Annotated in this window: 27 protein-coding genes; 18 read left to right on the plus strand and 9 right to left on the minus strand. The window is 64.7% G+C overall.

The window, feature by feature from the left end; genetic code table 11:
- Positions 1–232: 232 nt before the first annotated feature.
- On the minus strand, positions 233–1729 hold the full coding sequence (locus N2603_RS09195; protein ID WP_260388481.1) for a sigma-54-dependent transcriptional regulator: 1497 nt from the start codon (positions 1727–1729) through the stop codon (positions 233–235).
- A 127-nt stretch (positions 1730–1856) separates the two neighbouring features.
- Between N2603_RS09195 and N2603_RS09200 the strand changes: the two genes are divergently transcribed.
- The 13 genes from N2603_RS09200 to N2603_RS09260 all read left to right on the plus strand — a co-directional run bounded on the left by N2603_RS09200 (position 1857) and on the right by N2603_RS09260 (position 12701).
- A complete protein-coding gene (locus tag N2603_RS09200; RefSeq protein WP_260388482.1) occupies positions 1857–3764 on the plus strand; it encodes a M3 family oligoendopeptidase in 1908 nt (635 codons plus the stop codon).
- A 77-nt stretch (positions 3765–3841) separates the two neighbouring features.
- Complete coding sequence (locus N2603_RS09205) at positions 3842–4108, plus strand: AbrB/MazE/SpoVT family DNA-binding domain-containing protein (RefSeq protein ID WP_260388483.1); 267 nt, start codon at positions 3842–3844, stop codon at positions 4106–4108.
- Entirely contained in the window at positions 4105–4491 is a 387-nt protein-coding gene (locus N2603_RS09210; RefSeq protein WP_260388484.1) for a type II toxin-antitoxin system death-on-curing family toxin, read from the plus strand. The genes N2603_RS09205 and N2603_RS09210 overlap by 4 nt, the downstream gene beginning before the upstream one ends.
- 97 nt (positions 4492–4588) lie before the next feature.
- The gene (locus N2603_RS09215) at positions 4589–4741 is read left to right on the plus strand and encodes an aa3-type cytochrome c oxidase subunit IV (protein WP_008136857.1); all 153 of its coding nucleotides are present in this window, start codon (positions 4589–4591) and stop codon (positions 4739–4741) included.
- Between the two features lie 137 nt (positions 4742–4878).
- On the plus strand, positions 4879–6006 hold the full coding sequence (locus N2603_RS09220; RefSeq protein WP_260388485.1) for a Re/Si-specific NAD(P)(+) transhydrogenase subunit alpha: 1128 nt from the start codon (positions 4879–4881) through the stop codon (positions 6004–6006).
- An 11-nt stretch (positions 6007–6017) separates the two neighbouring features.
- Positions 6018–6335 (plus strand): proton-translocating transhydrogenase family protein, encoded by a 318-nt coding sequence (locus N2603_RS09225; RefSeq protein ID WP_014492434.1) that lies wholly within the window; start codon positions 6018–6020, stop codon positions 6333–6335.
- 39 nt (positions 6336–6374) lie between these two features.
- On the plus strand, positions 6375–7772 hold the full coding sequence (locus N2603_RS09230) for an NAD(P)(+) transhydrogenase (Re/Si-specific) subunit beta (RefSeq protein ID WP_260388486.1): 1398 nt from the start codon (positions 6375–6377) through the stop codon (positions 7770–7772).
- Between the two features lie 13 nt (positions 7773–7785).
- The gene (locus N2603_RS09235) at positions 7786–7956 is read left to right on the plus strand and encodes a hypothetical protein (protein ID WP_260388487.1); all 171 of its coding nucleotides are present in this window, start codon (positions 7786–7788) and stop codon (positions 7954–7956) included.
- Between the two features lie 28 nt (positions 7957–7984).
- Positions 7985–8782: an alpha/beta hydrolase gene (locus tag N2603_RS09240; RefSeq protein WP_260424167.1), complete on the plus strand. Its 798-nt coding sequence runs from the start codon at positions 7985–7987 to the stop codon at positions 8780–8782.
- Entirely contained in the window at positions 8736–10214 is a 1479-nt protein-coding gene (locus N2603_RS09245; RefSeq protein WP_425248977.1) for a sodium:proton antiporter, read from the plus strand. The genes N2603_RS09240 and N2603_RS09245 overlap by 47 nt, the downstream gene beginning before the upstream one ends.
- A gap of 49 nt (positions 10215–10263) precedes the next feature.
- Positions 10264–11361, plus strand: coding sequence for a calcium:cation antiporter (locus tag N2603_RS09250; protein ID WP_260388489.1), 1098 nt, complete (start codon positions 10264–10266; stop codon positions 11359–11361).
- Between the two features lie 27 nt (positions 11362–11388).
- Positions 11389–11673, plus strand: coding sequence for a cupin domain-containing protein (locus tag N2603_RS09255; RefSeq protein WP_018641556.1), 285 nt, complete (start codon positions 11389–11391; stop codon positions 11671–11673).
- An 89-nt stretch (positions 11674–11762) separates the two neighbouring features.
- Positions 11763–12701, plus strand: coding sequence for a hypothetical protein (locus tag N2603_RS09260; RefSeq protein ID WP_260388490.1), 939 nt, complete (start codon positions 11763–11765; stop codon positions 12699–12701).
- A 21-nt stretch (positions 12702–12722) separates the two neighbouring features.
- On the opposite strand, the gene N2603_RS09265 is transcribed toward N2603_RS09260, so the two are convergent.
- The gene (locus tag N2603_RS09265) at positions 12723–13373 is read right to left on the minus strand and encodes a tetratricopeptide repeat protein (protein ID WP_260388491.1); all 651 of its coding nucleotides are present in this window, start codon (positions 13371–13373) and stop codon (positions 12723–12725) included.
- Between the two features lie 125 nt (positions 13374–13498).
- Positions 13499–13795 (minus strand): 30S ribosomal protein S21, encoded by a 297-nt coding sequence (gene rpsU, locus N2603_RS09270; protein WP_008546194.1) that lies wholly within the window; start codon positions 13793–13795, stop codon positions 13499–13501.
- Positions 13796–14056: 261 nt separating this feature from the next.
- On the opposite strand from rpsU, the gene aqpZ reads away from it, so the two are divergent.
- A complete protein-coding gene (gene aqpZ / locus N2603_RS09275) occupies positions 14057–14779 on the plus strand; it encodes an aquaporin Z (RefSeq protein ID WP_018641553.1) in 723 nt (240 codons plus the stop codon).
- A gap of 37 nt (positions 14780–14816) precedes the next feature.
- On the opposite strand, the gene N2603_RS09280 is transcribed toward aqpZ, so the two are convergent.
- A complete protein-coding gene (locus N2603_RS09280) occupies positions 14817–15923 on the minus strand; it encodes a 5-(carboxyamino)imidazole ribonucleotide synthase (protein WP_260388492.1) in 1107 nt (368 codons plus the stop codon).
- Positions 15920–16408, minus strand: coding sequence for a 5-(carboxyamino)imidazole ribonucleotide mutase (gene purE / locus N2603_RS09285; protein WP_211407116.1), 489 nt, complete (start codon positions 16406–16408; stop codon positions 15920–15922). The genes N2603_RS09280 and purE overlap by 4 nt, the downstream gene beginning before the upstream one ends.
- 142 nt (positions 16409–16550) lie before the next feature.
- Here purE and N2603_RS09290 point away from each other — a divergent pair, with 142 nt between their 5' ends.
- A complete protein-coding gene (locus N2603_RS09290; protein ID WP_260388493.1) occupies positions 16551–17252 on the plus strand; it encodes a GGDEF domain-containing protein in 702 nt (233 codons plus the stop codon).
- A gap of 60 nt (positions 17253–17312) precedes the next feature.
- Here N2603_RS09290 and N2603_RS09295 read toward each other — a convergent pair whose 3' ends face one another.
- The 3 genes from N2603_RS09295 to N2603_RS09305 form a co-directional block, all read right to left on the minus strand.
- Positions 17313–17564, minus strand: a complete 252-nt coding sequence (locus tag N2603_RS09295; protein WP_018641549.1) for a hypothetical protein — start codon at positions 17562–17564, stop codon at positions 17313–17315.
- 22 nt (positions 17565–17586) lie between these two features.
- Positions 17587–17805, minus strand: a complete 219-nt coding sequence (locus N2603_RS09300; RefSeq protein ID WP_018641548.1) for a hypothetical protein — start codon at positions 17803–17805, stop codon at positions 17587–17589.
- 142 nt (positions 17806–17947) lie between these two features.
- On the minus strand, positions 17948–18154 hold the full coding sequence (locus N2603_RS09305) for a YdcH family protein (protein WP_018641547.1): 207 nt from the start codon (positions 18152–18154) through the stop codon (positions 17948–17950).
- A 328-nt stretch (positions 18155–18482) separates the two neighbouring features.
- Between N2603_RS09305 and N2603_RS09310 the strand changes: the two genes are divergently transcribed.
- Positions 18483–18662 (plus strand): YdcH family protein, encoded by a 180-nt coding sequence (locus N2603_RS09310; RefSeq protein ID WP_025034152.1) that lies wholly within the window; start codon positions 18483–18485, stop codon positions 18660–18662.
- 112 nt (positions 18663–18774) lie between these two features.
- On the opposite strand, the gene N2603_RS09315 is transcribed toward N2603_RS09310, so the two are convergent.
- Positions 18775–19878 carry an NAD(P)/FAD-dependent oxidoreductase gene (locus tag N2603_RS09315; protein ID WP_018641546.1) on the minus strand — a complete coding sequence of 368 codons (1104 nt, stop codon included), beginning with the start codon at positions 19876–19878 and terminating at the stop codon, positions 18775–18777.
- Between the two features lie 202 nt (positions 19879–20080).
- On the opposite strand from N2603_RS09315, the gene N2603_RS09320 reads away from it, so the two are divergent.
- Together N2603_RS09320 and N2603_RS09325 are read left to right on the plus strand one after the other, a co-directional pair.
- Positions 20081–22768 (plus strand): EAL domain-containing protein, encoded by a 2688-nt coding sequence (locus tag N2603_RS09320; protein WP_260388494.1) that lies wholly within the window; start codon positions 20081–20083, stop codon positions 22766–22768.
- 135 nt (positions 22769–22903) lie between these two features.
- On the plus strand, positions 22904–24355 hold the full coding sequence (locus N2603_RS09325; protein ID WP_260388495.1) for a glycerol-3-phosphate dehydrogenase: 1452 nt from the start codon (positions 22904–22906) through the stop codon (positions 24353–24355).
- Positions 24356–24420 lie beyond the last annotated feature (65 nt).

Genomic DNA, 24420 nt, shown 5'->3' on the forward strand with positions numbered 1-24420 from the left:
CCTACGCCAGACGATATACAGGCCCCGATTTTGCAGCCAGCGCTACCCGGGACAACTCACGACAAACTGACTTCAAGGGAGCCTCTTGGCAACGGATTGTGCGCTTGCCGCGCGCGCTTTTCCCTCTGTCTGTCACTTCCAAGTCACGGTTCAAGCCACAGTCGAATTTTGCCGTAATTCAACGGCTTGCGGTCGCTTCCCAGCCTCGCGCGAACGTGCGTTCGCATGAGGCTCAGTGCGTCTCCTCACCGCTTTTCCCGCCATGGCCGGGAACCCCGGCTTCGTCGAGCTTCCGGTAAAGGGTGGACCGGCCGATTTTGAGGCGGCGGGCGACTTCCGACATCTGTCCGCGATAGTGCGAGATCGCAAAGCGGATGATCTCGCTCTCCATGTCCTCCAGCGGGCGGACGTCGCCGGTCGGCGTCAGCATCGACAGGTTTCCCGCCAGGGGAAGCGGTGCGATTGGTATTTCACTACCCGACACCACCGAGGGCGCGGCGATCGGCTCTAGTATCAGCGGAGCGGTCGGGATGTCCGTTGCGCCATGCGGCTGGGTGGTGAGCAGGGGGAAGTCGGCGAGGCCAAGCTGGTCGCCGTCGCTCATCACCACGGCGCGGTAGACCGCGTTCTCGAGCTGGCGGATGTTGCCGGGCCAGTCGAGCTGGGCGAGATGTGCCACGGCCTCGCCGCTGATGCCGGTGATGGGACGGTTCTCCTCGGCGGCAAAGCGCGCCAGGAAATGCCGCAGCAGATGCGGGACGTCCTCGCGCCGGGCGCGCAGCGAGGGGATCGTCAGCGGCAGCACATGCAGGCGATAGAACAGGTCTTCGCGGAAATGGCCCTGCTTCACCCGCTCCAGCAGCTTGCGGTTGGTCGCCGAGACGATGCGAACGTCGACCTTGACGGGCTTGCGGCCGCCGACCGCCTCGACCGCGCCTTCCTGGAGTGCGCGCAACAGCTTGACCTGAGCCGTCAGCGGCAGCTCGCTGACCTCGTCCAGGAACAGCGTGCCGCCATGGGCCTCGACGAACTTGCCGGTGTGGCGTTCGGTGGCGCCGGTGAAGGCACCCTTCTCGTGGCCGAACAGGATTGACTCGACGAGGTTGTCGGGGATTGCGCCGCAATTGACCGCGACGAAGGGCTTTGCCTTGCGCTCGCCGCTGCCATGGATGGCGCGCGCAAACATCTCCTTGCCGACGCCGGACTCGCCTTCGATCAGCACGGGGATCGAGGAATTCGCCGCCTTCTGCGCCGCGCGCATGACGGGTGCCATCGCCTCGGCGCGGGTGATGATGTCGGAGAAGGTCAGCCGTCCTTCGCGGCTGTGACGGATGCGTTGCAATTCGCCTTTGAGCGCGGAGGTGTTGAGCGCGTTGCGCAAGCTGACCTGAAGCCGCTCCATGCCGACAGGCTTGACCACGAAATCGGCGGCGCCTGCGCGCATCGCCGAGATCACATTGTCGATGCCGCCATGGGCGGTCTGTACGATGACGGGTACGGAGAGGCCCGCTTCGCGGATCTTCGCCAGCACGCCCAAGCCGTCGAGGCCGGGCATCACGAGATCGAGGATGACGCCGTCGATGGCGGGTGCGTCGGGGGCGGTGAGGGCGGCGATCGCGGCATCGCCGGACTCCACGACAATCGTTTCATAGCCGCATTTCTGCACCATGTTCTCGACCAGCCGGCGGGCTACAGCGTCGTCGTCGGCGATCAAAATACAGGCAGCCATGGTGTTCCCCGCACGCTACTACTATCTGTCTCGAATCGGGGCACTCTGGCCGAAGCCGATTAACGCACTCTTAAACCTTGAAGTCCCCGCCCGCCGTCGCGCTTGTTGAACACAGGTTTCCCACACAATGAATTCGCGCTCCAAGCCCGCTCTCAAAAAGCCCGCTCCCAAGAAGTCTGCCTCCAGCAAGCCCGCTCTCCGCAAGCCAAGCACCAAGAAATCTGCCGCCAAGGTGAAGTCCTCCAAAGCTGCGAGCAAGACCGGCAAGCTTCCGGAGTGGAACCTCGCCGATCTTTATTCCGGGATCGATGCACCGGAAGTGGCGCGCGATCTCGAGAAGATGGATGCCGATTGCGTCGCGTTCGAGACCGACTACAAGGGCAAGCTCGCGACAGGGACAGCAAACGAAGATGGCGGAAAATGGCTCGCGGGAGCCGTGCGGCGCTATGAGGCGATCGACGATCTCGCCGGCCGTCTCGGCTCCTATGCCGGTCTCGTCCATGCCGGCGACAGCGTTGACCCCAAGATTTCAAAGTTTTACGGCGATGTGTCCGAACGCCTGACGGCGGCGTCGACGCATCTTCTGTTCTTCGCGCTCGAGCTCAACCGCATCGATGACAATATTTTGACCCGCGCGATGCAGGCTCCGGAGCTCGCGTATTACCGTCCGTGGATCGAGGATCTGCGCAAGGAGAAGCCGTACCAGCTCGACGACAAGCTCGAACAGCTCTTCCTGGAGAAGGCGCAGACCGGCTATTCCGCCTTCAACCGCCTGTTCGACCAGACCATCTCCAGCCTGCGTTTCAAGGTCGGTGCGAAAGAACTGGCAATCGAGCCGACGCTTAATTTCCTGCAGGACCGCGACGGCGCCAAACGCAAGGCAGCGGCCGAAGCGCTGGCAAAAACCTTCAAGGCCAACGAGCGCACCTTCGCGCTGATCACCAACACGCTCGCCAAGGACAAGGACATCTCCGACCGCTGGCGCGGTTTCAAGGACGTCGCGGATTCCCGCCATCTGAACAACCGCGTCGAGCGCGAAGTGGTGGATGCGCTGGTCGCCTCGGTCCGTGCCGCCTATCCAAAGCTGTCGCATCGCTATTACGCGCTGAAGGCGAAGTGGTTCGGCAAGAAGCGGCTGGCCTATTGGGATCGCAACGCGCCGCTGCCTTTTGCCGCGACCGACGTCATCGGCTGGCCCGATGCGCGCAACATGGTGCTGACGGCCTATCGCGGCTTCTCGCCTAAAATGGCCGACATCGCCGAGCGCTTCTTCACCGATCGCTGGATCGATGCGCCGGTGCGTCCGGGCAAGGTGCCGGGCGCGTTCTCGCATCCGACCACGCCGTCGGCGCACCCCTACGTGCTGATGAACTACCAGGGCAAGCCGCGCGACGTGATGACGCTCGCCCATGAGCTCGGCCACGGCGTGCACCAGGTCCTGGCGGCGAAGAACGGCGCGCTGATGGCGCCGACGCCGCTGACGCTGGCGGAGACCGCAAGCGTGTTCGGCGAGATGCTCACCTTCAAGCGGCTGCTGGCCCAGACCAAAAGCGCAAAACAGCGTCAGGCGATGCTCGCCGGCAAGGTCGAGGACATGATCAACACCGTGGTGCGGCAGATCGCGTTCTATTCCTTCGAGCGCGCGGTCCATACCGAGCGCAAGAATGGCGAGCTCACCGCGACGCGGCTCGGCGAGATCTGGCTGTCGGTGCAGGGGGAGAGCCTGGGGCCCGCGATCGAGATCAAGGCGGGCTACGAGAACTACTGGATGTACATCCCGCACTTCATCCATTCGCCGTTCTACGTCTACGCCTATGCCTTCGGCGATTGCCTCGTGAACTCGCTCTACGCCGTCTACGAGAACGCGGCCGAAGGCTTTGCCGAGCGCTATCTCGACATGCTCGCCGCCGGTGGAACCAAGCACTATTCCGAGCTGCTGCGGCCGTTCGGGCTCGATGCCAAGGATCCCAAATTCTGGGACGGTGGCCTTAGCGTCATCGCCGGCATGATCGACGAGCTGGAGGCGATGGGCTGAGGCGGTGGGCGGTCTGTAAAACATTTGTTGAACGTCTGCTTGCCGGATGTTATACAGATGTATAACGAGGTGCGGTCATGAACGAGAATGCGGACCCCAAGGACCTGAAGAACGACTCCACCGTGCTTCAGGTGCGCAAGATCGGCAATTCCATCGGCGTTATCCTGCCGAAGGAACTTGCCGCTCGTCTGAATCTCAAAGAGGGCGACAAGCTGTTTCCGGTCGAGCAATCGGACGGTGGCGTCTTGTTGACGCCGTATGATCCCGACTTCGAAAAAGCGATGGAAATCGCACGGCGAGGAATGAAGCGTTATCACAACGCCCTCGCCGAACTTGCCAAATGAGCGAGCCGTTCTGGCTGACACGTCGGATCATCATTGCGATCCACGACGAACAGCTGGCGATCCATGGTGGTGCAAGCGGCCTTCGGGACGAAGGCATGCTCGAATCCGCGCTCGATCGGCCCAGAAACAAATGGACTGACGAGAACGCCGATCTTCCTGAATTGGCGGCAGCGTACGCCTTCGGCATTGCGCGCAACCATCCCTTGGCCGACGGCAACAAACGCACGTCTCTGCTGGCGCTGTACACTTTCCTTGGCGTCAACGGCGTCGACTTCGTTGTGCCCGAGGCAGAGGCGGCAGCCATCATCCTCTCCCTTGCCGCCGGCGAAGTCAGCGAGGAGGGCCTGACGCGCTGGATCCGCGACAATCTGGATTCCAAATGACCTGATTTGGCGGAAAACCGCTGCCGAGTGCCGTTGCCCTGTCTAAATCTTTCAGGTATCCCAGCCCGAGAATTCGACTTTCGACTGGGGACAATCCATGGCTGACCATAGCGAAGTGGCGTACACCACTGCCGACGGCAACGACTACGTTGCCCACGAGCAGACCTATGAGGGCTTCATCAAGCTGGTGAAGTACGGCACGGCCTCGGTCGCGCTCATCGTGATCCTGATGGCGATCTTCCTCACCTGATCTATCGCCTGCTGCACCGCCAGCGTCGTCGGTGCCCATAAAATTTGCATTCAAGCCGGTGCCAAAACCGGTATCCAACGTTGCGGGAGTGACGCTAAGTTCGCGTGCGCGCTTTGTCCCGCGCCGCCGGAGGGCCTATGAAGATTGCCGTTGCCAAGGAAATCGATCCGTCGGAGCCGCGTGTCGCCGCTTCGCCTGATACGGTGAAGAAGTTCAAGGCGCTTGGCGCCGAGATCGCCGTCGAGCCGGGTGCCGGCCTCAAGTCGGGCCTGCCGGATTCTGAATTCACCGCCGTGGGTGCCACCGTCAGCGCCGATGCGCTGAAGGACGCCGACATCATCATCAAGGTGAAGCGCCCCGAGGCCTCCGAGCTTGCGCAGTACAAGCGCGGCGCGCTCGTCATCGCCATCATGGATCCTTACGGCAACGAGGCCGCGCTGAAGACGATGGCCGATGCCGGCGTCGCCGCCTTCGCGATGGAACTGATGCCGCGCATCACCCGTGCGCAGGTGATGGACGTGCTGTCCTCGCAGGCCAACCTCGCCGGCTACCGCGCCGTGATCGAGGGCGCCGAGGCCTTCGGCCGCGCCTTTCCGATGATGATGACCGCGGCCGGCACCGTGCCCGCCGCCAAGGTGTTCGTGATGGGCGTCGGCGTCGCCGGCCTCCAGGCGATCGCGACCGCGCGCCGTCTCGGCGCCGTGGTGACCGCGACCGACGTGCGCCCTGCCACCAAGGAGCAGGTCGAATCGCTCGGCGCAAAGTTCCTCGCGGTCGAGGACGAGGAGTTCAAGAACGCGCAGACTGCCGGTGGCTACGCCAAGGAAATGTCCAAGGAGTACCAGGCCAAGCAGGCTGCGCTGACCGCCGAGCACATCAAGAAGCAGGACATCGTGATCACCACGGCGCTGATCCCGGGCCGGCCGGCGCCGAAGCTCGTCAGCGCCGACATGGTCAAGTCGATGAAGCCGGGTTCGGTGCTGGTCGATCTCGCCGTCGAGCGCGGCGGCAATGTCGAAGGCGCCAAGGCCGGTGAGGTCGTCGACCTCGATGGCATCAAGATCGTCGGCTACACCAACGTCGCCGGCCGCGTCGCTGCCTCGGCCTCCAGCCTCTACGCACGCAATCTGTTCTCCTTCATCGAGACCATGGTCGACAAGACGGAGAAGAAGCTCGCCGTGAACTGGGACGACGAGCTGGTCAAGGCCACCGCGCTGACCAAAGACGGCGCCGTCGTCCACCCGAACTTCCAGCCGAAGGTTTAAGGAGAGCCGCCATGGAGCATGCTGCACAGGTCGTCGACCCCTTCATCTTCCGGCTGTCGATCTTCGTTCTCGCCGTCTTCGTCGGCTATTTCGTGGTGTGGTCGGTGACGCCCGCGCTACACACGCCGCTGATGAGCGTGACCAATGCGATCTCCTCGGTGATCGTGGTCGGCGCGCTGCTTGCGGGCGGCGTCGCCAATGTTTCGAGCGGCTCGGGCTGGGCGCGCGCCTTCGGCTTCGTTGCGCTGATCTTTGCCTGCATCAACATCTTCGGCGGCTTCCTTGTCACCCAGCGCATGCTGGCGATGTACAAGAAGAAGTCGAAGTAAGCGGCCACCTCGGGCTGATGGGATCAATGGGGACCTGAGATGAGCGCCAACCTCTCTGCATTTCTGTATCTCGTGGCGGGAGTGCTGTTCATCCTGTCGCTGCGCGGGTTGTCGAGCCCGGCTTCGTCGCGCCAGGGCAATCTGTTCGGCATGATCGGCATGGCGATCGCGGTCGCCACGACGCTAGCCAACCATCCGCCGGCAGACGGTCTCGCCTGGGTGCTGGTGATCGTCGGCATCGCGATCGGCGCCGCGATCGGCGCGGTGATCGCGCGGCGCGTGCCGATGACCTCGATGCCGGAGCTCGTCGCGGCCTTCCACTCGCTGGTCGGCATGGCCGCGGTGCTGGTCGCCGCCGGCGCCTTCTACGCGCCCGAGGCTTTCGACATCGGTACGCCGGGCAATATTCATCCGCAGAGCCTGGTCGAGATGTCGCTCGGCGTCGCCATCGGCGCGCTGACCTTCACCGGCTCGGTCATCGCGTTCCTGAAGCTGTCCGCACGCATGAGCGGCGCACCGATCATCCTGCCGTTCCGCCACGGCATCAACATCGCGCTCGCATTGGCGCTGGTGTTCTTCATCGTCCGCCTCGTGCTCACCGGCGGCGCGTTCGACTTCTGGATGATCGTCATCCTGGCGCTGGCGCTCGGCGTGCTCATGATCATCCCGATCGGCGGCGCCGACATGCCGGTCGTGATCTCGATGCTGAACTCCTATTCGGGCTGGGCCGCGGCCGGCATCGGCTTCACGCTGGGCAACTCGGCGCTGATCATCACCGGCGCGCTGGTCGGCTCGTCGGGCGCGATCCTGTCCTACATCATGTGCCACGCGATGAACCGGTCCTTCATCTCGGTCATCCTCGGCGGCTTCGGCGGTGAGACCGCTGCGGCCGGCGGCGGCACCGGCGAGCAGAAGCCCGCCAAGCTCGGCTCGGCGGACGATGCCGCCTTCATCATGAAGAACGCCTCCAAGGTCATCATCGTGCCCGGCTACGGCATGGCGGTGGCGCAGGCCCAGCATGCGCTGCGCGAGATGGCCGATATCCTGAAGAAGGAAGGCGTCGAGGTGAAGTACGCCATCCACCCGGTCGCGGGCCGCATGCCCGGCCACATGAACGTGCTGCTCGCCGAAGCCAACGTGCCCTATGACGAGGTGTTCGAGCTCGAGGACATCAACTCGGAGTTCGCGCAGGCCGACATCGCCTTCGTGATCGGCGCCAACGACGTCACCAACCCGGCGGCCGAAGAGGACAAGACCTCGCCGATCTACGGCATGCCGGTGCTTCAGGTCTGGAAGGCCGGCACGGTGATGTTCATCAAGCGCTCGCTGGCGTCGGGCTATGCCGGTATCGACAATCCGCTGTTCTACCGCGACAACACCATGATGCTGCTCGGCGACGCCAAGAAGGTCACCGAGAACATCGTCAAGGCGATGTAATGCGGGAGGGACCGTGGCCATCAACAAGGAATGGCACCGGTCCCATCGCATGCCGCCCAAGGCAACGCGCGAGCAGCGCATCGCCTGGCACGCCGCCCACAAGGCGGCGTGCGGCTGCCGCGACGTTCCCGCCAGCATCCGGCCCGACGTCATGAAATTGCTGCGGAGCCATCGCAAGCCCTAGTCTGGATCGGGGGCGGGCCGCGCAAATGATGACCATCGTCAAATGGACCCTCATCCTGCTCGTGACCGTCTATCTTGCCGGTCTCGTCATGCTGTATGTCCGCCAGCGCGAGATGCTGTTTCCGATCCCGCCCGTCGGCCGCACCGCGCCCGATGCCGCTGGTCTGCCAGAGGCGGAAGAGCATGTCCTGACCACGTCCGATGGCGAGAAGGTCATCCTCTGGCACGTGCCGGCGAGGCCCGGCCGTCCCGTGATCCTGTTCTTTCCGGGCAATGGCGATTACCTCGCCGGCCGCATCGATCGCTTCAAGGCGATGACGGCTGACGGCACCGGTCTCGTGGCGCTGTCGTATCGCGGCTATGCCGGCTCGAGCGGCGCGCCGAGCGAGGAGGGGCTGCTGCGCGATGCCGCTTCCGCCTACGCCTTCACCACCGCGCGCTATGCCGCGGACCGAATCGTCGCATGGGGCTTCTCGCTGGGGACGGGCGTTGCGGTTGCCATCGCATCCGAACATCCCGTCGGCAAATTGATCCTGGAGGCGCCGTACACTTCGACCGTCGACGTGGCCGCCGCGGCGTTCCGCTTCGTTCCGGTTCGCCTGCTGATGCGCGATCAGTTTCGCTCCGATCAGCGCATCGAGCGCGTCACGGTGCCGCTCTTGGTCATGCATGGCACTAATGACCTTGCCATTTCGATGGTGTTCGGGGAGCGTCTGTTCGCGCTCGCGCATGAACCGAAGCAGTTCGTTCGCTTTGCGGGCGGCGGACACGACAATCTCGATGCGTTCGGCGCGATCGAGACAGCGAGGCGCTTCATTGCTCCCTAGACGGTTTGCGACCTGGCGGGGCTGCGTGGTCATGGCCGCGCCTCTCGCGCTGTTGCCGCAGCCCGCATGGGCGGCAATGGGGATCGACGGCGCGGCGATGCGTTGGCCCTATGCGCTGCCCTTTGCCGGCCTGTTGCTGTCGATCGCGCTCGGGCCGCTGCTGTTCGCAAAATTCTGGCACCATCACTACGGCAAGATCGCCGCGATCTGGTCGCTGCTCGCGCTCGGCTCGCTCGTGCTCTTCGCTGGAAGCATGGCGACGCTGGCCGCGCTGGTCCACGCCATGCTTGCCGAGTATCTCGGTTTCATCGTGCTGCTGTTCTCGCTCTATGTCGTGGCCGGCGGCATCCTCATCACGGGCGACATCAAGGGCACGCCGGCGGCGAATACCGGCATCCTCGCGCTCGGTACGCTGATGGCGAGCGTCGTCGGCACCACCGGGGCGGCGATGATCCTGATCCGTCCCTTGATCCGCGCCAACCGGCCGCGGCGCCGCAATGCTCATGTCGTCATCTTCTTCATCATCCTGGTGGCCAACGTCGGCGGCGCGCTGACCCCGCTCGGCGATCCCCCGCTGTTCGTCGGCTTCCTGCACGGCGTCGACTTCTTCTGGACCACGCGGAACATCTGGTTGCAGACGATGATCGTTGCCGGACTGCTGCTCGTGATCTTTGTCGCCGTCGACGTCTGGCGTTTCAGGCGCGAGCCGCAACTCAGCGACGCGGGGCCTGGGAAGCCGGTGCGGATCCGCGGCCTCGTCAATCTGGTGCTGATCGCGGCGATCGTCGCCAGCCTGCTGGTGTCGGCGATGTGGAAGCCCGGCATCGCCTTCGATGTTCTCGGAACGAAGCTGGAGCTGGAAGACCTCGCCCGCAACGTGGCGCTGCTGGCGATTGCGGCGCTCTCGGTGTGGCTGACGCCGGACGAGCACAGGCAGGCCAACGGCTTCACCTGGGAGCCGATCCGCGAGGTCGCAAAGCTGTTCGCGGGCATCTTCGTCGCCATCATTCCGGTCATTGCCATGCTCGATGCCGGCCATCACGGCGCCTTCGCCTGGCTGCTGTCGGCGGTCACGGGGCCGGACGGCACGCCGCGCGAGGTCGCCTATTTCTGGTGCACCGGGCTGATGTCGGCATTCCTCGACAATGCGCCGACCTATCTCTTGTTCTTCGAGCTGGCCGGCGGCGACCCGCAAGTGCTGATGCATGCCCTGTCGGGCACGCTCGCCTCCATCTCCATGGGCGCGGTCTACATGGGCGCGCTCACCTATATCGGCAATGCGCCGAACTTCATGGTCAGCAGCATCGCCAACGAGAACGGCATCGAGATGCCGAGCTTCTTCGGCTATCTGCTGCGCGCTGGCGCGGTGCTGATCCCGCTGTTCCTGCTGCTGACGGTCCTGCCGGTCGCGCCGATCCTGCACTGGCATTGAATCTGACTGCCGATTTGCTACTGCTCGGTTGCACAACTGGAGCCAGTGGATGAGCGCGCATAGTCCGATGCCCCGGTCGGCCTGGATTTTCCCGGCGCTGGCCGTGCTGTTGTTCGTAGCCGTCAGCGTGACGGATTACGTCTTCACGCTGTCGCTGGCCGGGCTCGGCTTCGCCGTCGTCCTCCTGGTCATCCTGTTCGGAACGGTGTTCGCCGCCGTCCATCATGCCGAAGTGATCGCCGAACGGGTCGGTGAACCCTACGGCACGCTGGTGCTGACGCTCTCGGTGACCATCATCGAGGTGGCGCTGATCACCACGATCATGCTGGGCGAAAAGCCGGCGCCGGAACTGGCGCGCGACACCGTGTTCGCCGTGGTCATGATCGTCTGCAACGGCCTCGTCGGGCTCTGCATCTTCATCGGCGGGCTGCGCTATCGCGAGCAGGGCTTTCAGCTCTCCGGCGCCAACGTCTATCTCAGCGTGCTGTTCGCGCTCGCGACCATCACGCTGATCATGCCGAACTACACGACCACCACGCCGGGACCAGTCTATTCGAGCGTTCAGCTCGGCTTCGTCGATGTGGTCACGCTCGCGCTCTATGCGGTGTTCCTCTACACCCAGACCGTCCTGCACAAGGATTACTTCGTTCATGAACGGGCGGAGGGCGAGGGTGGTGCGGTGCACCTGTCGGTCGGAGCGCTCGCGCTCACCGTGGCGCTGCTCCTAGTCTCGCTGCTGGCGGTCGTGCTGCTGGCCAAGAAATTCTCGCTGGTGGTCGATGCCGTCGGCGCCAGGATCGGCGCGCCACCGGCCTTCGCCGGCCTTCTGGTCGCGCTGCTGATCCTCATGCCGGAGGGCGTCGCGGCCATCGCGGCGGCGCGCAAGAACGATCTCCAGAAGAGCATCAATCTGGCGCTCGGCTCGTCCCTGGCGACCATCGGCCTGACCATCCCCGCCGTCGGTATCGCCACCTACGCGCTCGACAAGGAGCTCGAGCTCGGCCTCAGCGCCCAGGGCAGCGTGCTGTTGCTGCTGACCTTCTTCCTGAGCATGCTGACCTTCGGCACAGGCAGGACCAATGTGCTGTTCGGCCTGGTCCATATGGTGGTATTTGCCGTCTACGTGTTCATGGTTTTCGTGCCCTGAAGTGCTCCGTCCCAGGAAAGGTTCCCGATGCTTGCCGCCAAGTCCGACGTCCAGATCGACAACGAAGAGGTCCGGGTGACCGAGTGGCGGCTCGCCCCGGGCAGCGCGACCGGGCACCACACCCACGGGATGGACTATGTGATTGTTCCCGTCGTCGCCGGCGAAATGACCATCGTGGCGCCCAATGGCGAGCGCTCGAAGGCGCAGCTTGCCGCCGGAAAATCCTACTTCCGCAAGGCCGGCGTCCAGCACGACGTACTTAACGAAACCTCAACTGAGATCGTGTTCCTTGAGATCGAGCTGAAGGCGTAGGGTTACCCTTTGCCATCGATCCGTCGCAGTTGATCCCTTACAATTGCCCCAAAGTTCCCGCATCTGGTCGCGCGGGGAGTGGCCGAGAAATGCTGAAATACCTCGCTAAAATCTCGATGGATATTTTCCCCTCGGTGCTCGCGACGATCATCGGGGCCTACATCGTTAACCACTACATCAACGCCAAGCCGGCGGCGGATACCCCCACCGCCGTCGTTGCACCTGCCGAGGCCGGCAAGGACGCCAAGCCGGCGGATACCGCCAACCTTCCCGCGCCCGGCGTCAAGGCCAAGGGTGTGTCCGAGAAGAGCGTCTCCGAGAAGAGCGTGACGGACAAGGCTGCGGCCGAGAAGGCTGCCGACAAGCCCGAGACCAAGGCTGCGGACACAGCTCCCGCCGAGACCGCCTCGCATGGCCGCCCGGCGCGCGAGAAGGCGGCCGCGAAGTCGACCCCGGCAGCCACCACCCCGGTGGTGGAGGCCAATTCCGCGGCCGCTGCGTCCCCGGCTGCAGCCCCCGACGCGAACGATCTGGCGCGTGCCGCCATCGAGCGTCTTCGCAAGTCGCCTGAGGGCAAGGCTGCCGAAGCCAAGGCTGCCGAAGCCAAGGCTGCCGAAGCCAAGGCTGCCGAAGCCAAGGCTGCCGAGACCAAGCCGGTCGAGCGGACCCCTGAGCCCGCGGTGCGCGAAGCCACCCGCGTCCCCGAGGCCCCGCGTGTCGTCACGACGGAGCCGTCCGCGGTCCGTCCGCTGCCGCCGCCGATCACGGTGTCTACGCCCTCACCGGAGTCGTATGGCAATGCCGGTTCGCCGCCGTCCTACACGGCCTCGGTCGGCAACGACGACCCGAATCGGATCTCGCCGCCGGCTGACATTCCCGTTCCGGTGATCGCACCGCCGCTCGACCTGCGTGCCGATGCCGGCGCGACCATGCCTCGGCCGAAGAAGACCAACGTCGCGGACGAGATGCTGTCGGGCATGAAGTCGATGTTCCACTCCGTCCTGCCGAAGAGCTCCACTCCCGATTAAGCCGGCGGCTTCACCCCGCTGTCAGCCGCCGACGCGGGCGAGGCCGCTGCGGGCGGCATCGTCGCGTGGACGCAGGGCAACGGCCTTGTTGTAGGACGCCGCCGCCTTGGCCCTGTCGCCGAGCCGCTCATAGGCCTGTCCGCGCGCGGTCCAGACCTGGGCATTGTGCGGATCGGCCTCGGACGCCTCGTCGAGATCGGCCGTGGCCTCCTTGACCTTGCCGAGGGCGAGATAGCTGATGGCGCGGCCGAGCAGCGGCTCGGCCTTTTGCGGGTTGAGCCCGCTTGCCGCGCTGAAATCGGCGACGGCGAAATCGTGCTGGTTGTTGCCCTGGTAGATCAGCGCGCGGCCATAGAGCGCCTGTGCGTTGTAGGGATCGAGCCCCACGGCGCGGTTGAACTCGTCGAGCGCGGCCGCGGTCTCGCCTGACTTGGCGAGGGACTGGGCCTTTGCCGTATGGGCCTGGGCTTCGGTGACGTTGCCGGCGCTGACCGCGCTCTCGGCAGTCGCCGCCGCCTTCGGCGCCTCCTGCGGCTTCTCCTTCTCCGGCATCAAGGATCCCAAGTCGAAGGAGCAGCCGCAGAGCGCAATTCCCATCAAAGTCAGCGCGAGCGGCTGGCGCAAGATCAGGCGTCGTCGCGCCAAGCGGCGCTCGGGGAGAGGGGAGGCCATCTACGGTTCGCTCGCGCTGGTTCCGCATCGGTAGTGCCCCATCCCAGAAAGGCACCGCTACAAAATAATAACGCGGGCTCTGGGCCCGCGTCATCGAAAACTGAAGTCTGGTAAATCCCGAAAGATCAGCGCGGTCCGCGCGGACCTGCACCCGGGCCGCCACGACCACCACGGTCGCCGCCGGGGCCGGCGCCGAACACCGGCTTCGGCTTCATCGGCAGCAGGCCTTCGCGCTGCAGCTTCTTGCGGGCCAGCTTGCGCGCGCGGCGCACAGCCTCGGCCTTTTCGCGGGCCTTCTTCTCGGAGGGCTTTTCGTAGTGACCGCGGAGCTTCATCTCGCGGAAAATTCCCTCGCGCTGCATCTTCTTCTTCAGCGCCTTGAGGGCTTGATCGACATTGTTATCGCGAACGAGAACCTGCACGCGGCATCCTCTTCAGTGGATCGGATTTGAATTCTGGTAAGTCAAAGGGGATGGCAAAAAGCCCGACGCCCTTAACCTTGAGCGCGCGGATGTATCAGACAAAACCTGAGATGTCCACCTGCCAAGAGGTCTTTCGGGCCAAGTTCAGCCATTAAATGAGGCGAAAATGGCCCTGCGCGGCCCTGATTTGGGCGGTTTGACGCCCCTGGCGAGGCCGCGACCGGAGCTTTGTTCCGGAATCTTTGAAATCAGGGGACGACAATGGATATGAAAAAATATGCTGCCGAAGCTATCGGCACCTTCTGGCTCACATTCGCAGGTTGTGGCAGCGCGGTGATCGCGGCCGGCTTCCCGCAGGTCGGAATCGGTCTGGTCGGTGTGTCCCTGGCGTTCGGCCTCAGCGTGGTCACCATGGCTTACGCCATCGGCCACATCTCGGGCTGCCATCTCAATCCGGCGGTCACGGTCGGTCTTGCAGCGGGTGGCCGGTTTCCAACCGGACAGATCCTGCCCTACATCGTCGCGCAGGTCGTCGGTGCGATCGTTGCAGCTGCGCTGCTCTATGTGATCGCCAGCGGCGCCCCGGGCTTCGACGTCACCAAGGGCTTCGCGTCCAATGGCTACGATGCCCATTCGCCTGGTCAGTACAGCATGATGGTCTGCTTCCTCACCGAGGTGGTGATGACGATGATGTTCCTGTTCATCATCATGGGCGCCACGCACGGAAGGGCACCTGCGGGCTTCGCGCCGCTCGCGATCGGGCTCGCGCTGGTGATGATCCATCTCGTCAGCATTCCCGTCACCAACACGTCGGTGAACCCGGCGCGCAGCACCGGCCCTGCGCTGTTCGTCGGCGGCTGGGCGCTGGCGCAGCTCTGGCTGTTCTGGGTTGCGCCGCTGATCGGCGGTGCGCTCGGCGGGGTGATCTATCGCTGGCTCAGCGAAGAGCCCACCGGCGTCGTCGCGGGCGTGAAGACGGCGTGATCGCCAAGCGGGATTGCAGCCTTTGCTGCGGTCCCGCTCACTTCTCCTTGGCGGGCCGGACTTCGGTGACGTGGCCCATCTTGCGGCCGGGGCGCGGCGTGCCCTTGCCGTAGATGTGCACCGTGGCGCCCGGGACGGTCAGCCATTTGTCGTAGTCGTTGATCTCGTCGCCGATCAGATTGGTCATGGTGACGATCTCGCCGTGGCGCACCGGCTTGCCGAGCGGCCAGCCGGCAATGGCGCGGATGTGCTGCTCGAACTGCGAGACCGAGGCGCCGTCCAGCGTCCAGTGCCCGGAATTGTGCACGCGCGGGGCGATCTCGTTGACCAGCACCTTCGGGCCGGTGCCGTTGGCAAGCACGAACATCTCCACCGCCAGCACGCCGACATAGTCGAGCGCGGTTGCGATCTTGCTCGCGACGCTGCGCGCCTCATCCGCGAGCGCGTCCGGGATCGGTGCGGGCGCGCGCGATATTTTCAGGATGTGGTCGCGGTGCTCGTTCTCGGTCACGTCGAAACACTCGACCTCACCTGTGGCCGAGCGCGCGGCGATCACGGAGATCTCGCGCTCGTACGGGATGAAGGCTTCCAGGATCGCCGATTTGGTGGCAAGGCTGGTCCACACCTTGGCGATATCGTCGCCGTCGCGGATGATGGCCTGGCCCTTGCCGTCATAGCCGAAGCGGCGGGTCTTCAGCACCGCCGGGAGGCCGATCCTCAGGATCGCCTCGCGCAGCGAGGTGACGGAGGTGACGTCAGCATAGGCCGCAGTGCCGATGCCGAGCTTCGTCACAAAATCCTTCTCGGCGAGCCGGTCCTGGGTGGTCTCGAGGATCCTGCGATTGGGCAGCACCGGGCGGCGTGCGTCCAGCACCATCGCGGCGGCCGCCGGCACGTTCTCGAATTCGTAGGTGATGACGTCGACGTCGTGGGCGAACAGCTCCAGCGCTTCGACGTCGGCATATTCGGCGCAAGTCGCGTTGAGCACGACGTCGAAGGCCGGCGAATCCGGATCGGGCGAGAACACCTGGCAGCGCAGGCCGAGCCGCGCCGCAGCCATCGCCAGCATCCGCCCCAATTGTCCGCCGCCGAGGATTCCGATGGTGTCGCCGGGCTTCAGCTTCACCTGCTTTGCGTCAGTCACGCCTTGTCCTCCGGACGCTCGGCAACCGCGTCGGTCTGCGCCTTGCGCCAGGCGGCGAGGCGGCCGGACAGGGCCGGGTCGGACAATGCCAGCACGGCGGCCGCAAGCAGCGCCGCGTTGATCGCGCCGGCCTTGCCGATGGCGAGGGTGCCGACCGGGATGCCCGCGGGCATCTGCACGATCGAATAAAGCGAATCGAGGCCCTTGAGTGTCTTCGATTCGACGGGAACGCCGAACACCGGCAGTTCCGTCAGCGCCGCCGCCATGCCCGGCAGATGCGCAGCGCCGCCGGCACCGGCGATGATGACCTTGTAACCTGCCGCCTTGGCGCCCTTGGCGAAGGCAAACAGCCGGTCGGGAGTACGGTGGGCCGAAACGATGCGGGTCTCGGCGGCGACGCCGAGCGCGTCGAGCGTCTCGGCGGCATGCCGCATCGTGTCCCAATCCGACTGGCTTCCCATGATGATGGCGATCGGCGCGGTCATGACGTCAATTGTGCTCGGGAAAACAGAAACATAGGCCAGATTAACGGTTCCGGCCGGCGGCTCGCAAGGCGGTGGCAAGGAGAAGGGAATGCACTATCCTGTCTTGGTGAATCCCCGCAAGCCTTCATTGAGCAGGATGCCCATGAAGAAACCAAAAAGGGCAAGCGCTGCGAAGGCCAAAAAGGGCCGGAAGACCAGCGCCGGCCGATCCAAAGCCGTCTCGAATCGCCCGGCCAGGCTGGCCTCGCGCAGAGCGCCGGCTGCCGATGACAGCAAAGCGACCATCCGAAACCTCAGGGGCAAGCTCAAGGCGGCCCTGCTGCGGGTCTCGGAACTCGAGGCGGCCGCCGACACCGACTTCCTGCTAGAGATTCCCAACCGGCGCGGCTTCGAGCGCGAGCTTACGCGCGCCATTGCCTACATGAAGCGGTATCGCGCCAGCGGCGCGCTGATCGTGCTCGATGTCGACCGGCTGAAGCCGATCAACGATTCCTACGGCCATGCCGCCGGCGACGTGGTGCTCAAGGCGATCGTCGCGACGCTGACGCGGCAGGTCCGCGCCTCCGACGTGGTCGGCCGGCTTGGTGGCGACGAGTTCGCGCTGCTGTTGTGGAATCTCAATGAGACCGATGCCAAGGCGAAGGCCGCGACCTTCGAGCAGGCGATCGACGAATTGTCCTTCGACTTCCGCGGGCAGCACGTGACCGCGGGCGCCTCCGCAGGAATAGCCTTGCTCGGTCCGCATTCCGATGCAGGCCGCGCCCTGGAGGAGGCCGATGCCGCCATGTACGTGCGCAAGGCGCGTCGCCGACACGAGCCGCGGATCAGGCTCATCAGCAGCTAGAGCATGATCCGGAAAAGTGTGAAGCGGTTTTCCGAAAAGATCATGCTCAAACAATTACTCTTACAGCGTGGCGAGATCTTCCGGCACGTTGCCGAATTTGCGCAGCAGCGTCGCGTCGCCGAATTCGCCGGTCATGGGATCGCCGCTGCGGCTGAAGGCGACCGCGCCGATATGGCCGGCACCGCGCGCCAGAATCTCGGCGCGCCGCAGTGCTGCCGACGAGGACTGACACTCCTCAGCCGCGCCTGCGACCGGCGATCCGTCGGCATCGATCAAAAAGGGCATTGCAACGTAATAGGTCACATCCGACATGGCGTTGCTCCAATGTTGAAAGTTAAGCGGCGCTGCTCTTGCTCCGCACCTTGCTGCGCGTGGTCTCGGGAATGCAGCCGGCGGAAATTGCCGCCTGCAATTCTTCGAGCTCCGCCTCCAGATATTCGTTGGCCATGATCAGCGCCTTGATGGTGCTGCGCAGATTGCCGTCGCACATCGCGATCGCCTGATCGCAGGCCTGTTCATAGTGGCTGTTGTCCAAAAGGGCGGGTGCCGGCATCTGCGTTGTCCTCGTCAGTTTCCCTTGGGCGTTTCCGTTGGGAGTTTCCTGGGGGCGTCGGTCGCAGGAATGTTCCTATTTTGTTCTTTTTGAGTCAAGCGGATTCAGGCGCGGGGAGGCGTCACGACAGCGCGAGACGCGATCAGGCGATGATGTCGGGGGTGATCTGGTCTTCGATGAACGCGATGCGGTCGCGCAACAACAGCTTGCGCTTCTTCAGCCGCTGTAACCGCAATAGGTCGGGGGCAGGCGATTGATGCAGTGCATCGATCGCGGCATCGAGATCTCGGTGTTCCTGCTGCAACCGGGTGAGCTCGGCTTCGAGCTCACGCTCGTCTTCATGGGTCATGTCTGCGGTGGCCGAAAACCGATAGGCGTGTGATCTGGGCTGTGGATGCCCTGTGGAAATTATCGTCCTTGCGCGGCGGGACCGCAAGCGATCTCGGGCCGTCGCGCACCGATCTCCCGCAAGATATTTCAACGGTTCGCTGCGGCACTGCGCAAGCGCATTGATATCATGGATTTTTCCCGCGCGGTTCCGTACTCACGCCTTATTACATATGAATTTTCAAAAATGACGGAGCGACGACGGATACCCATCGACAGAACGAATCGGTGATGTAGACTTCGCCGTCCGGATCGAATCCTGAGGTTCAACCCTACCGAGGAGGTTTCGAATGACAATTCAGGCACATCTTGTTGAATTGGAGCGGAAACACAAACTTCTCGAAAACGAATTGCACGAAGCTCTCGTGCACCTTTCAACAGACGACCTGCAAATTGTTGAGTTGAAGCGCCGGAAGTTGATGGTCAAGGACCAGATCGAGCGTCTGAAGCAAGGCGATACGCTCCACTAGTAACCCCCGTAACAGTGTTGAGTTGATCGTACCCTTGCAGCAGGGATGAGAGCCTTTGCGCTCATCCCTGCTGCAAGGTGCGAGACCTCGCGCAATCATCGTTGCGCGTGGCCTAGATCTCTGCGAGCTCGGCAACGTGATCGGCGATCGCGAGCGAGGACGTCAGTCCCGGCGATTCGATGCCGAACAGGTTGATCAGGCCTGCGACGCCATGATCGCGCGGCCCCTGCATCAAAAAATCCTGCGTGGCGACCGCCGGTGGCACGATCTTCGGACGGATGCCCGAATAGCTCGGCATCAACGCGCCGTCGGGCAGCGTCGGCCAGTACTTGCGGATGGCCGGATAGAAGCGCTCGGCACGTGACGGGTCGACCTCGTAGTTGATCGTCTCGATCCACTCGACATCAGGACCGAAACGCGCCTGCCCTGCCATATCAAGCGTCAAATGCACCCCCAGCCCACCGGGCTCGGGCACCGGATAGATCAGGCGCGAGAACGGCGCCCTGGCGCTGCAGCTGAAGTAGTTTCCCTTGGCGAGATAAGCCGGCGGAATCCGGTCCAGCGGCATGCCCTCGATGTTGCGTGCGACCGTCGTCGCGGAGAGTCCCGCAGCGTTGACGAGGAGGCTGCATTGCAGCGTCATCGGCGCCTCGCCGCCGGCCTCGACTTCGATCACGCCGGCCGCCGCCTTGGCGCGGAGCAGCGGCGTGTGAAACGCGAAGGCCGCGCCGGCCTCCTCGGCCTCGCCGCGCAGCGAGAGCATGTAGGCGTGGCTGTCGATGATGCCGGTCGAAGGTGAGAGCAGCGCGGCGTCGCAGGCCAGCGCAGGCTCCAGCGCGCGTGCGGCCTCGCCCGTGAGCAGCTGCATGTCGAGCACGCCATTGGCCTCGGCGTGCGCCTTGATCGATTGCAGCTTCTCGGTTTCCTTCGCGTTGGTCGCGACGATCAGCTTGCCGCAGTTCTTGTGGGGGATGCCGCGCTCGCCGCAGTAGCGGTAGAGCGCGTGCTTGCCGCTGACGCACATCCGGGCCATCCAGCTTCCGGCGCGGTAGTAGATGCCGGCATGGATCACCTCGCTGTTGCGCGAGGAGGTGATGGTGCCGATGGCCTCGGCTTCCTCGAGCACGATGACCTCGCGCCCGGCCTGCGCAAGCCTCCGGGCCACCGCAAGCCCGACGACGCCGGCTCCGATGACGATGCAGTCGACCTTATCCATGGTTGTGCAGGACGTCCGCTGGAAGCGCCGGTGGAATTGGACCTGAGAACGAGGGCTTGGGGCCGTTTTCCGTTAAGGAAGCATTTATCATGTCAGGGCAATTGCCGTATTTGGCGTCACATTTTTCTGTTGCACGTACAGGCGTTTACCCGATCCAAACCCGCGAGGCCAGACAATCCGACGTTGAAATCGCGGGTGGCTGATGGCTGAGAAGAACTGGCACGTGGGCAGCACGCTTCCGATTGCTGTGCAGGCCGTCGTGTGCCTGGCCAGCGCGGTCGCGCCTGCGCGCGCCTTTGCGCTCTCGGACGGCCTCGCCCCGCCGAGCTACATCGGCCAGCTCGATCCCAACCTGATCTGGGAAGTCCTGATCGCGGGCATCGTCATCTGCGCGTTCCTGGCCTCCGTCGCCTTGTGGGTCCATTCGGCGCTGCGCCGGACGAGGCGGCTGCAATTGCGGCGCAACGCCTTCGTCTCCTCCGCCATGAACAATCTCAACCAGGGCGTGGTGATGACCGATGCGCAGCGGCGCATCATCTTCTGCAACGACCGCTATCTCGATATTTACGGCCTGACCCGCTCGGACCTGTGGGCCGGCATGAACGGCTACGACATCCTCGAGCTCAGGCGCAAGCGGGGCGTCCTCGGCGGCATCTCGGACGACGAATTCTACGAGAAGGCGGCAAGCCCCAACGGCCTGATCACCGAGCTGCCCGACGGGCGGGCCATCCTGGTGAAATATTTCATCCTGCCGAACGGCGGATCGGTCGCGACTCATCTCGACGTCAGTGACCAGCGCAAGCTGTCGCGGCAGCTCGCCTCCACCAAGCAGTTTCTGGAATCGGTGCTCGACCATGTGCCGGCCTGCGTGGCCGCCAAGAACATCGACGACGGTTGCTACATCTTCGCGAACAGCGCCTATGAGCGGTTCTGGGGACTGTCGCGGGACTACGCCGTCGGCAGGAACGCGCGGGAGCTGTTTGCGCCGGGCTCGGCAGCGAGCATCGAGGCGGCCGACCGTGCGGCGCTGGCGGCGCCGGATGGTCAATTCCGCAATGAATTCGAGGTCGACCGCGGCGGTGAGCGGCGCATGGTCGCCTCGATCCGGATCGTGGTCCGCAACGAGAGCAACAAGCCCGAATTCCTGCTGCTGGTGTTCGAGGACATCACCGACCGTCGCTCGCTGTCGCAGGAGCTGGAAAGCACCAAGAAGTTCCTCGAGCTCGTCGTCGATAATATCCCGGTCGCGCTGATCGTGGAGCAGGTCAAGGACGGCCGTTATCTGCTCGCCAACCGCAGCGCCGAGACGATCCTCAACCGCCGGCGCGAGGAAGCCACGGGCCTGACCGCGTCGGACATCTTCAATCCCAAGGAAGCCAAGCTGATCATCGCCCGCGACGAGGCGGCGATCAAGAAGCGCGGGATGATCACCGAGGAGCATCCGATCTCCACCAAGGACGGCCTGCGGCTGTTCCTGACCCGCCGCGCCACCGTGCTCAGCGATGCCGGCGAGCCGCAATATCTGATCAAGACCCACGAGGACGTCACCGACCGCCGGCAGACCGAGTCGCGCATGGCGCACATGGCCTACCACGACGGCCTCACCGATCTGCCCAACCGCGCCGCCTTCCTGCAGGCGCTGACCCAGATGATCGAGGCCTGCGAAGGCACCGGCGAGGAGTTCGCCGTCCTTTGCGTCGACCTCGATGGGCTCAAGGAGGTCAACGACGTCTTCGGCCATGCGCTCGGCGACAAGCTCCTGGTCGAGGTGGCCCAGCGGCTGCAGGATTCCGCCCGCGGCGGCGTGGTGGCGCGCCTGTCCGGCGACGAGTTCGGCCTGATCATCGACGGCAAGCAGCCGGAAGCGGGTCTCGCACTGGCGCAGCAGATCGGCGAAGCCGTCGCGCAGGAGTTCCAGATCGACGGCCGGCCGGTCCGTGCCGGCGTTACCACCGGCATGGCGATCTTCCCGCACAATGGCACGGATGGCGCCTCGCTGCTCGCCAATGCCGGCGCGGCACTGTTCCGCGCCAAGCAGAAGTCGCGCGGCACGATCAGCCTCTACCAGCCGGAGATGGACCAGCAGATCCGCGATCGCCGCGTGCTGCACCAGGACCTCTCGATGGCGATCAAGAACGGCGAGCTTTCGCTCGCCTTCCAGCCGCAGGGGGCCGCGGGCCACAGCGTCGCCGAGAGCGAGATCATCGGTTTCGAGGCGCTGGCGCGCTGGCAGCATCCAGTACGCGGCCAGGTCTCGCCGGCCGAATTCATCCCGATCGCCGAGGAGAGCGGCCTGATCGTCGAGATGGGCGAGTGGATCCTGCGCGAGGCCTGCCGCGAGGCGGCCTCATGGCCGAAGCCGCTCCAGGTCGCGGTCAATCTGTCGCCGGTGCAGTTCATGCACGGCGACGTGGTCGGGCTGGTCCACTCGATCCTGATCGAGACCGGCCTTGCGCCCGGCCGGCTCGAGCTGGAAATCACCGAGGGCGTGCTGATCGAGGATTTTGATCGCGGCTTGGCGCTGTTGCGCCGCTTGAAGGCGCTGGGCGTGCGCATCTCCATGGACGATTTCGGCAGCGGCTATTCCTCGTTGAGCTATCTCCAGGCGTTCCCGTTCGACAAGATCAAGATCGACCGCGCCTTCATCATCAATCTCGGCCGCAACCCGCAATCGGCGGCGATCGTGCGTGCCGTGATCGATCTCGGCCACGGCCTCGAAATGTCGATCATCGCCGAGGGCGTCGAGACGCTCGAACAGCTGGCCTTCCTCGCCAAGGAGGGCTGCGACGGCGTGCAGGGCTATCTGCTCGGCAAGCCGCTGCCGATCGGCAAATATGCCGATCTCGTCGGCCGCGCTGAGACCATGGAGCTTGCGCTCAAGACCGGCTAGAGCGTCCTCGAGCAAAGTGGATGCCGGTTTGCGTCAAGAAAACGCGCCGAAACAAAAATCTGGAGCCTGTTCCGATTTCATCGGAGCGGAAATGGCTCTAGTGATGAGAGGGCTTGGCTCCTTCTCGACGGTTTCATGGCGGACTACGACCTTGCGATCATCGGCGGCGGCCTGAACGGTGTCAGCCTCGCGCGCGATGCGGCCGGCCGCGGCCTGCGCGTGATTCTGTTGGAGCAGGGCGATCTCGCCGGCGCCGCGTCGTCGGCGACACCGCGGCTGATCCACGGCGACCTGTCGGTGCTGGAGCGCCGCGGCTTCTGGCGAGTACGCCGCGCGCTCGCCGAGCGCCGGATCTGGCTCGCCATCGCGCCCCACCTGGTCCGGCCGATGCGCTTCGTGATCCCCGCGCATTCCGAGGAGCGTCCGCCATGGCTCTTGCGCGCCGGTCTCTATGTCTATGACGGCCTCACCAACCGGGGCGGCCTGCCGCCGTCAGCGACCCTCGACATTACGCATCATCCGGTCGGCAACGCGCTGAAACGTCCGTTCGGCACGGCGTTCGAATATTGGGACTGCGTCGTCGACGATTCCCGCCTGGTGGTGCTCACGGCGCTGGATGCCGCCGAACGTGGCGCTGCGATCCGGACCGGGGCGCGCTGCGTGCGTGCCGATCGAACCGAGACCTGGCGGCTCGCCGTGGTCGATCGCGGCTATCGGCGTATCGTCACGGCGCGGGCCCTGGCCAACGCCACCGGCGCCTGGACCTCGATGGTCGCGGACACCGTGCTGCGGCAGCAGCAAGCCCCGATGGCGGCCATGCAGATGAGCCAGATCGTCGTGCCGCGCCTGTTCGATTCTGAAAACGTCTACGTCTTCCAGCACACTGACGGGCGGCTGATCTTCGCCCGGCCTTTCGAGCGCGACTTCACGCTGATCGGCACTGTCACCCATGCTTTCACCGGCGATCCTGCCATCGTCGCGATGCCCGGTGCCGAGGTCAGCTATCTCTGCGAGGCCGCCAGCCGCTATTTCCGCGAGCGCGTCGGGCCGACCGACGTGGTCCGCACGGTCTCCGGCGTCAATCTGGCGCTGGCGTCCGCGCGCGGGCGCGAGGGCACGACGCTGTTCCATGCGCGCCGGCGCAAGGCGCCGCTGCTGACGATGTTCGGCGGCGACGTCACCACCTCGCGCCTCCGCGCAGAGCGGGCGGTGACGAAGCTGACCCCGTTCTATCCGATGTCGCCGCCCTGGACCGCCGGCGCTGCGCTGCCCGGTGGCGATTTCGCCTGGGATCGTTTCGACACCGAGGTTGACCTTGCGCGCGACCGCTGGCGCTTTCTGTCGGAGCCGGAGGCCCAGCGCCTGGTCGCGGCCTACGGCTCGCGATTGCCCGCAGTGCTCGGCGAGGCGAAGAGCCGCGACGCGCTCGGCCCCGCCTTCGGCCCCGAGCTGACTGGCGCCGAGGTGCGTTATCTAATGGGTCACGAATGGGCGCGCTTCCCCGAGGACATCCTGTGGCGTCGTTCCAAGCTCGGCTTGACCATGCCGACGGCGGACCGCGACAAGCTGGCGGCGTTCATGGCGTAGCCCGGATGGAGCGAAGCGCAATCCGGGAAAGTCTCTCCGCCGATGGACCGTCCCGGATTACGCTG

It is taken from the genome of Bradyrhizobium huanghuaihaiense (assembly GCF_025200885.1).
GTDB lineage: Bacteria > Pseudomonadota > Alphaproteobacteria > Rhizobiales > Xanthobacteraceae > Bradyrhizobium > Bradyrhizobium huanghuaihaiense.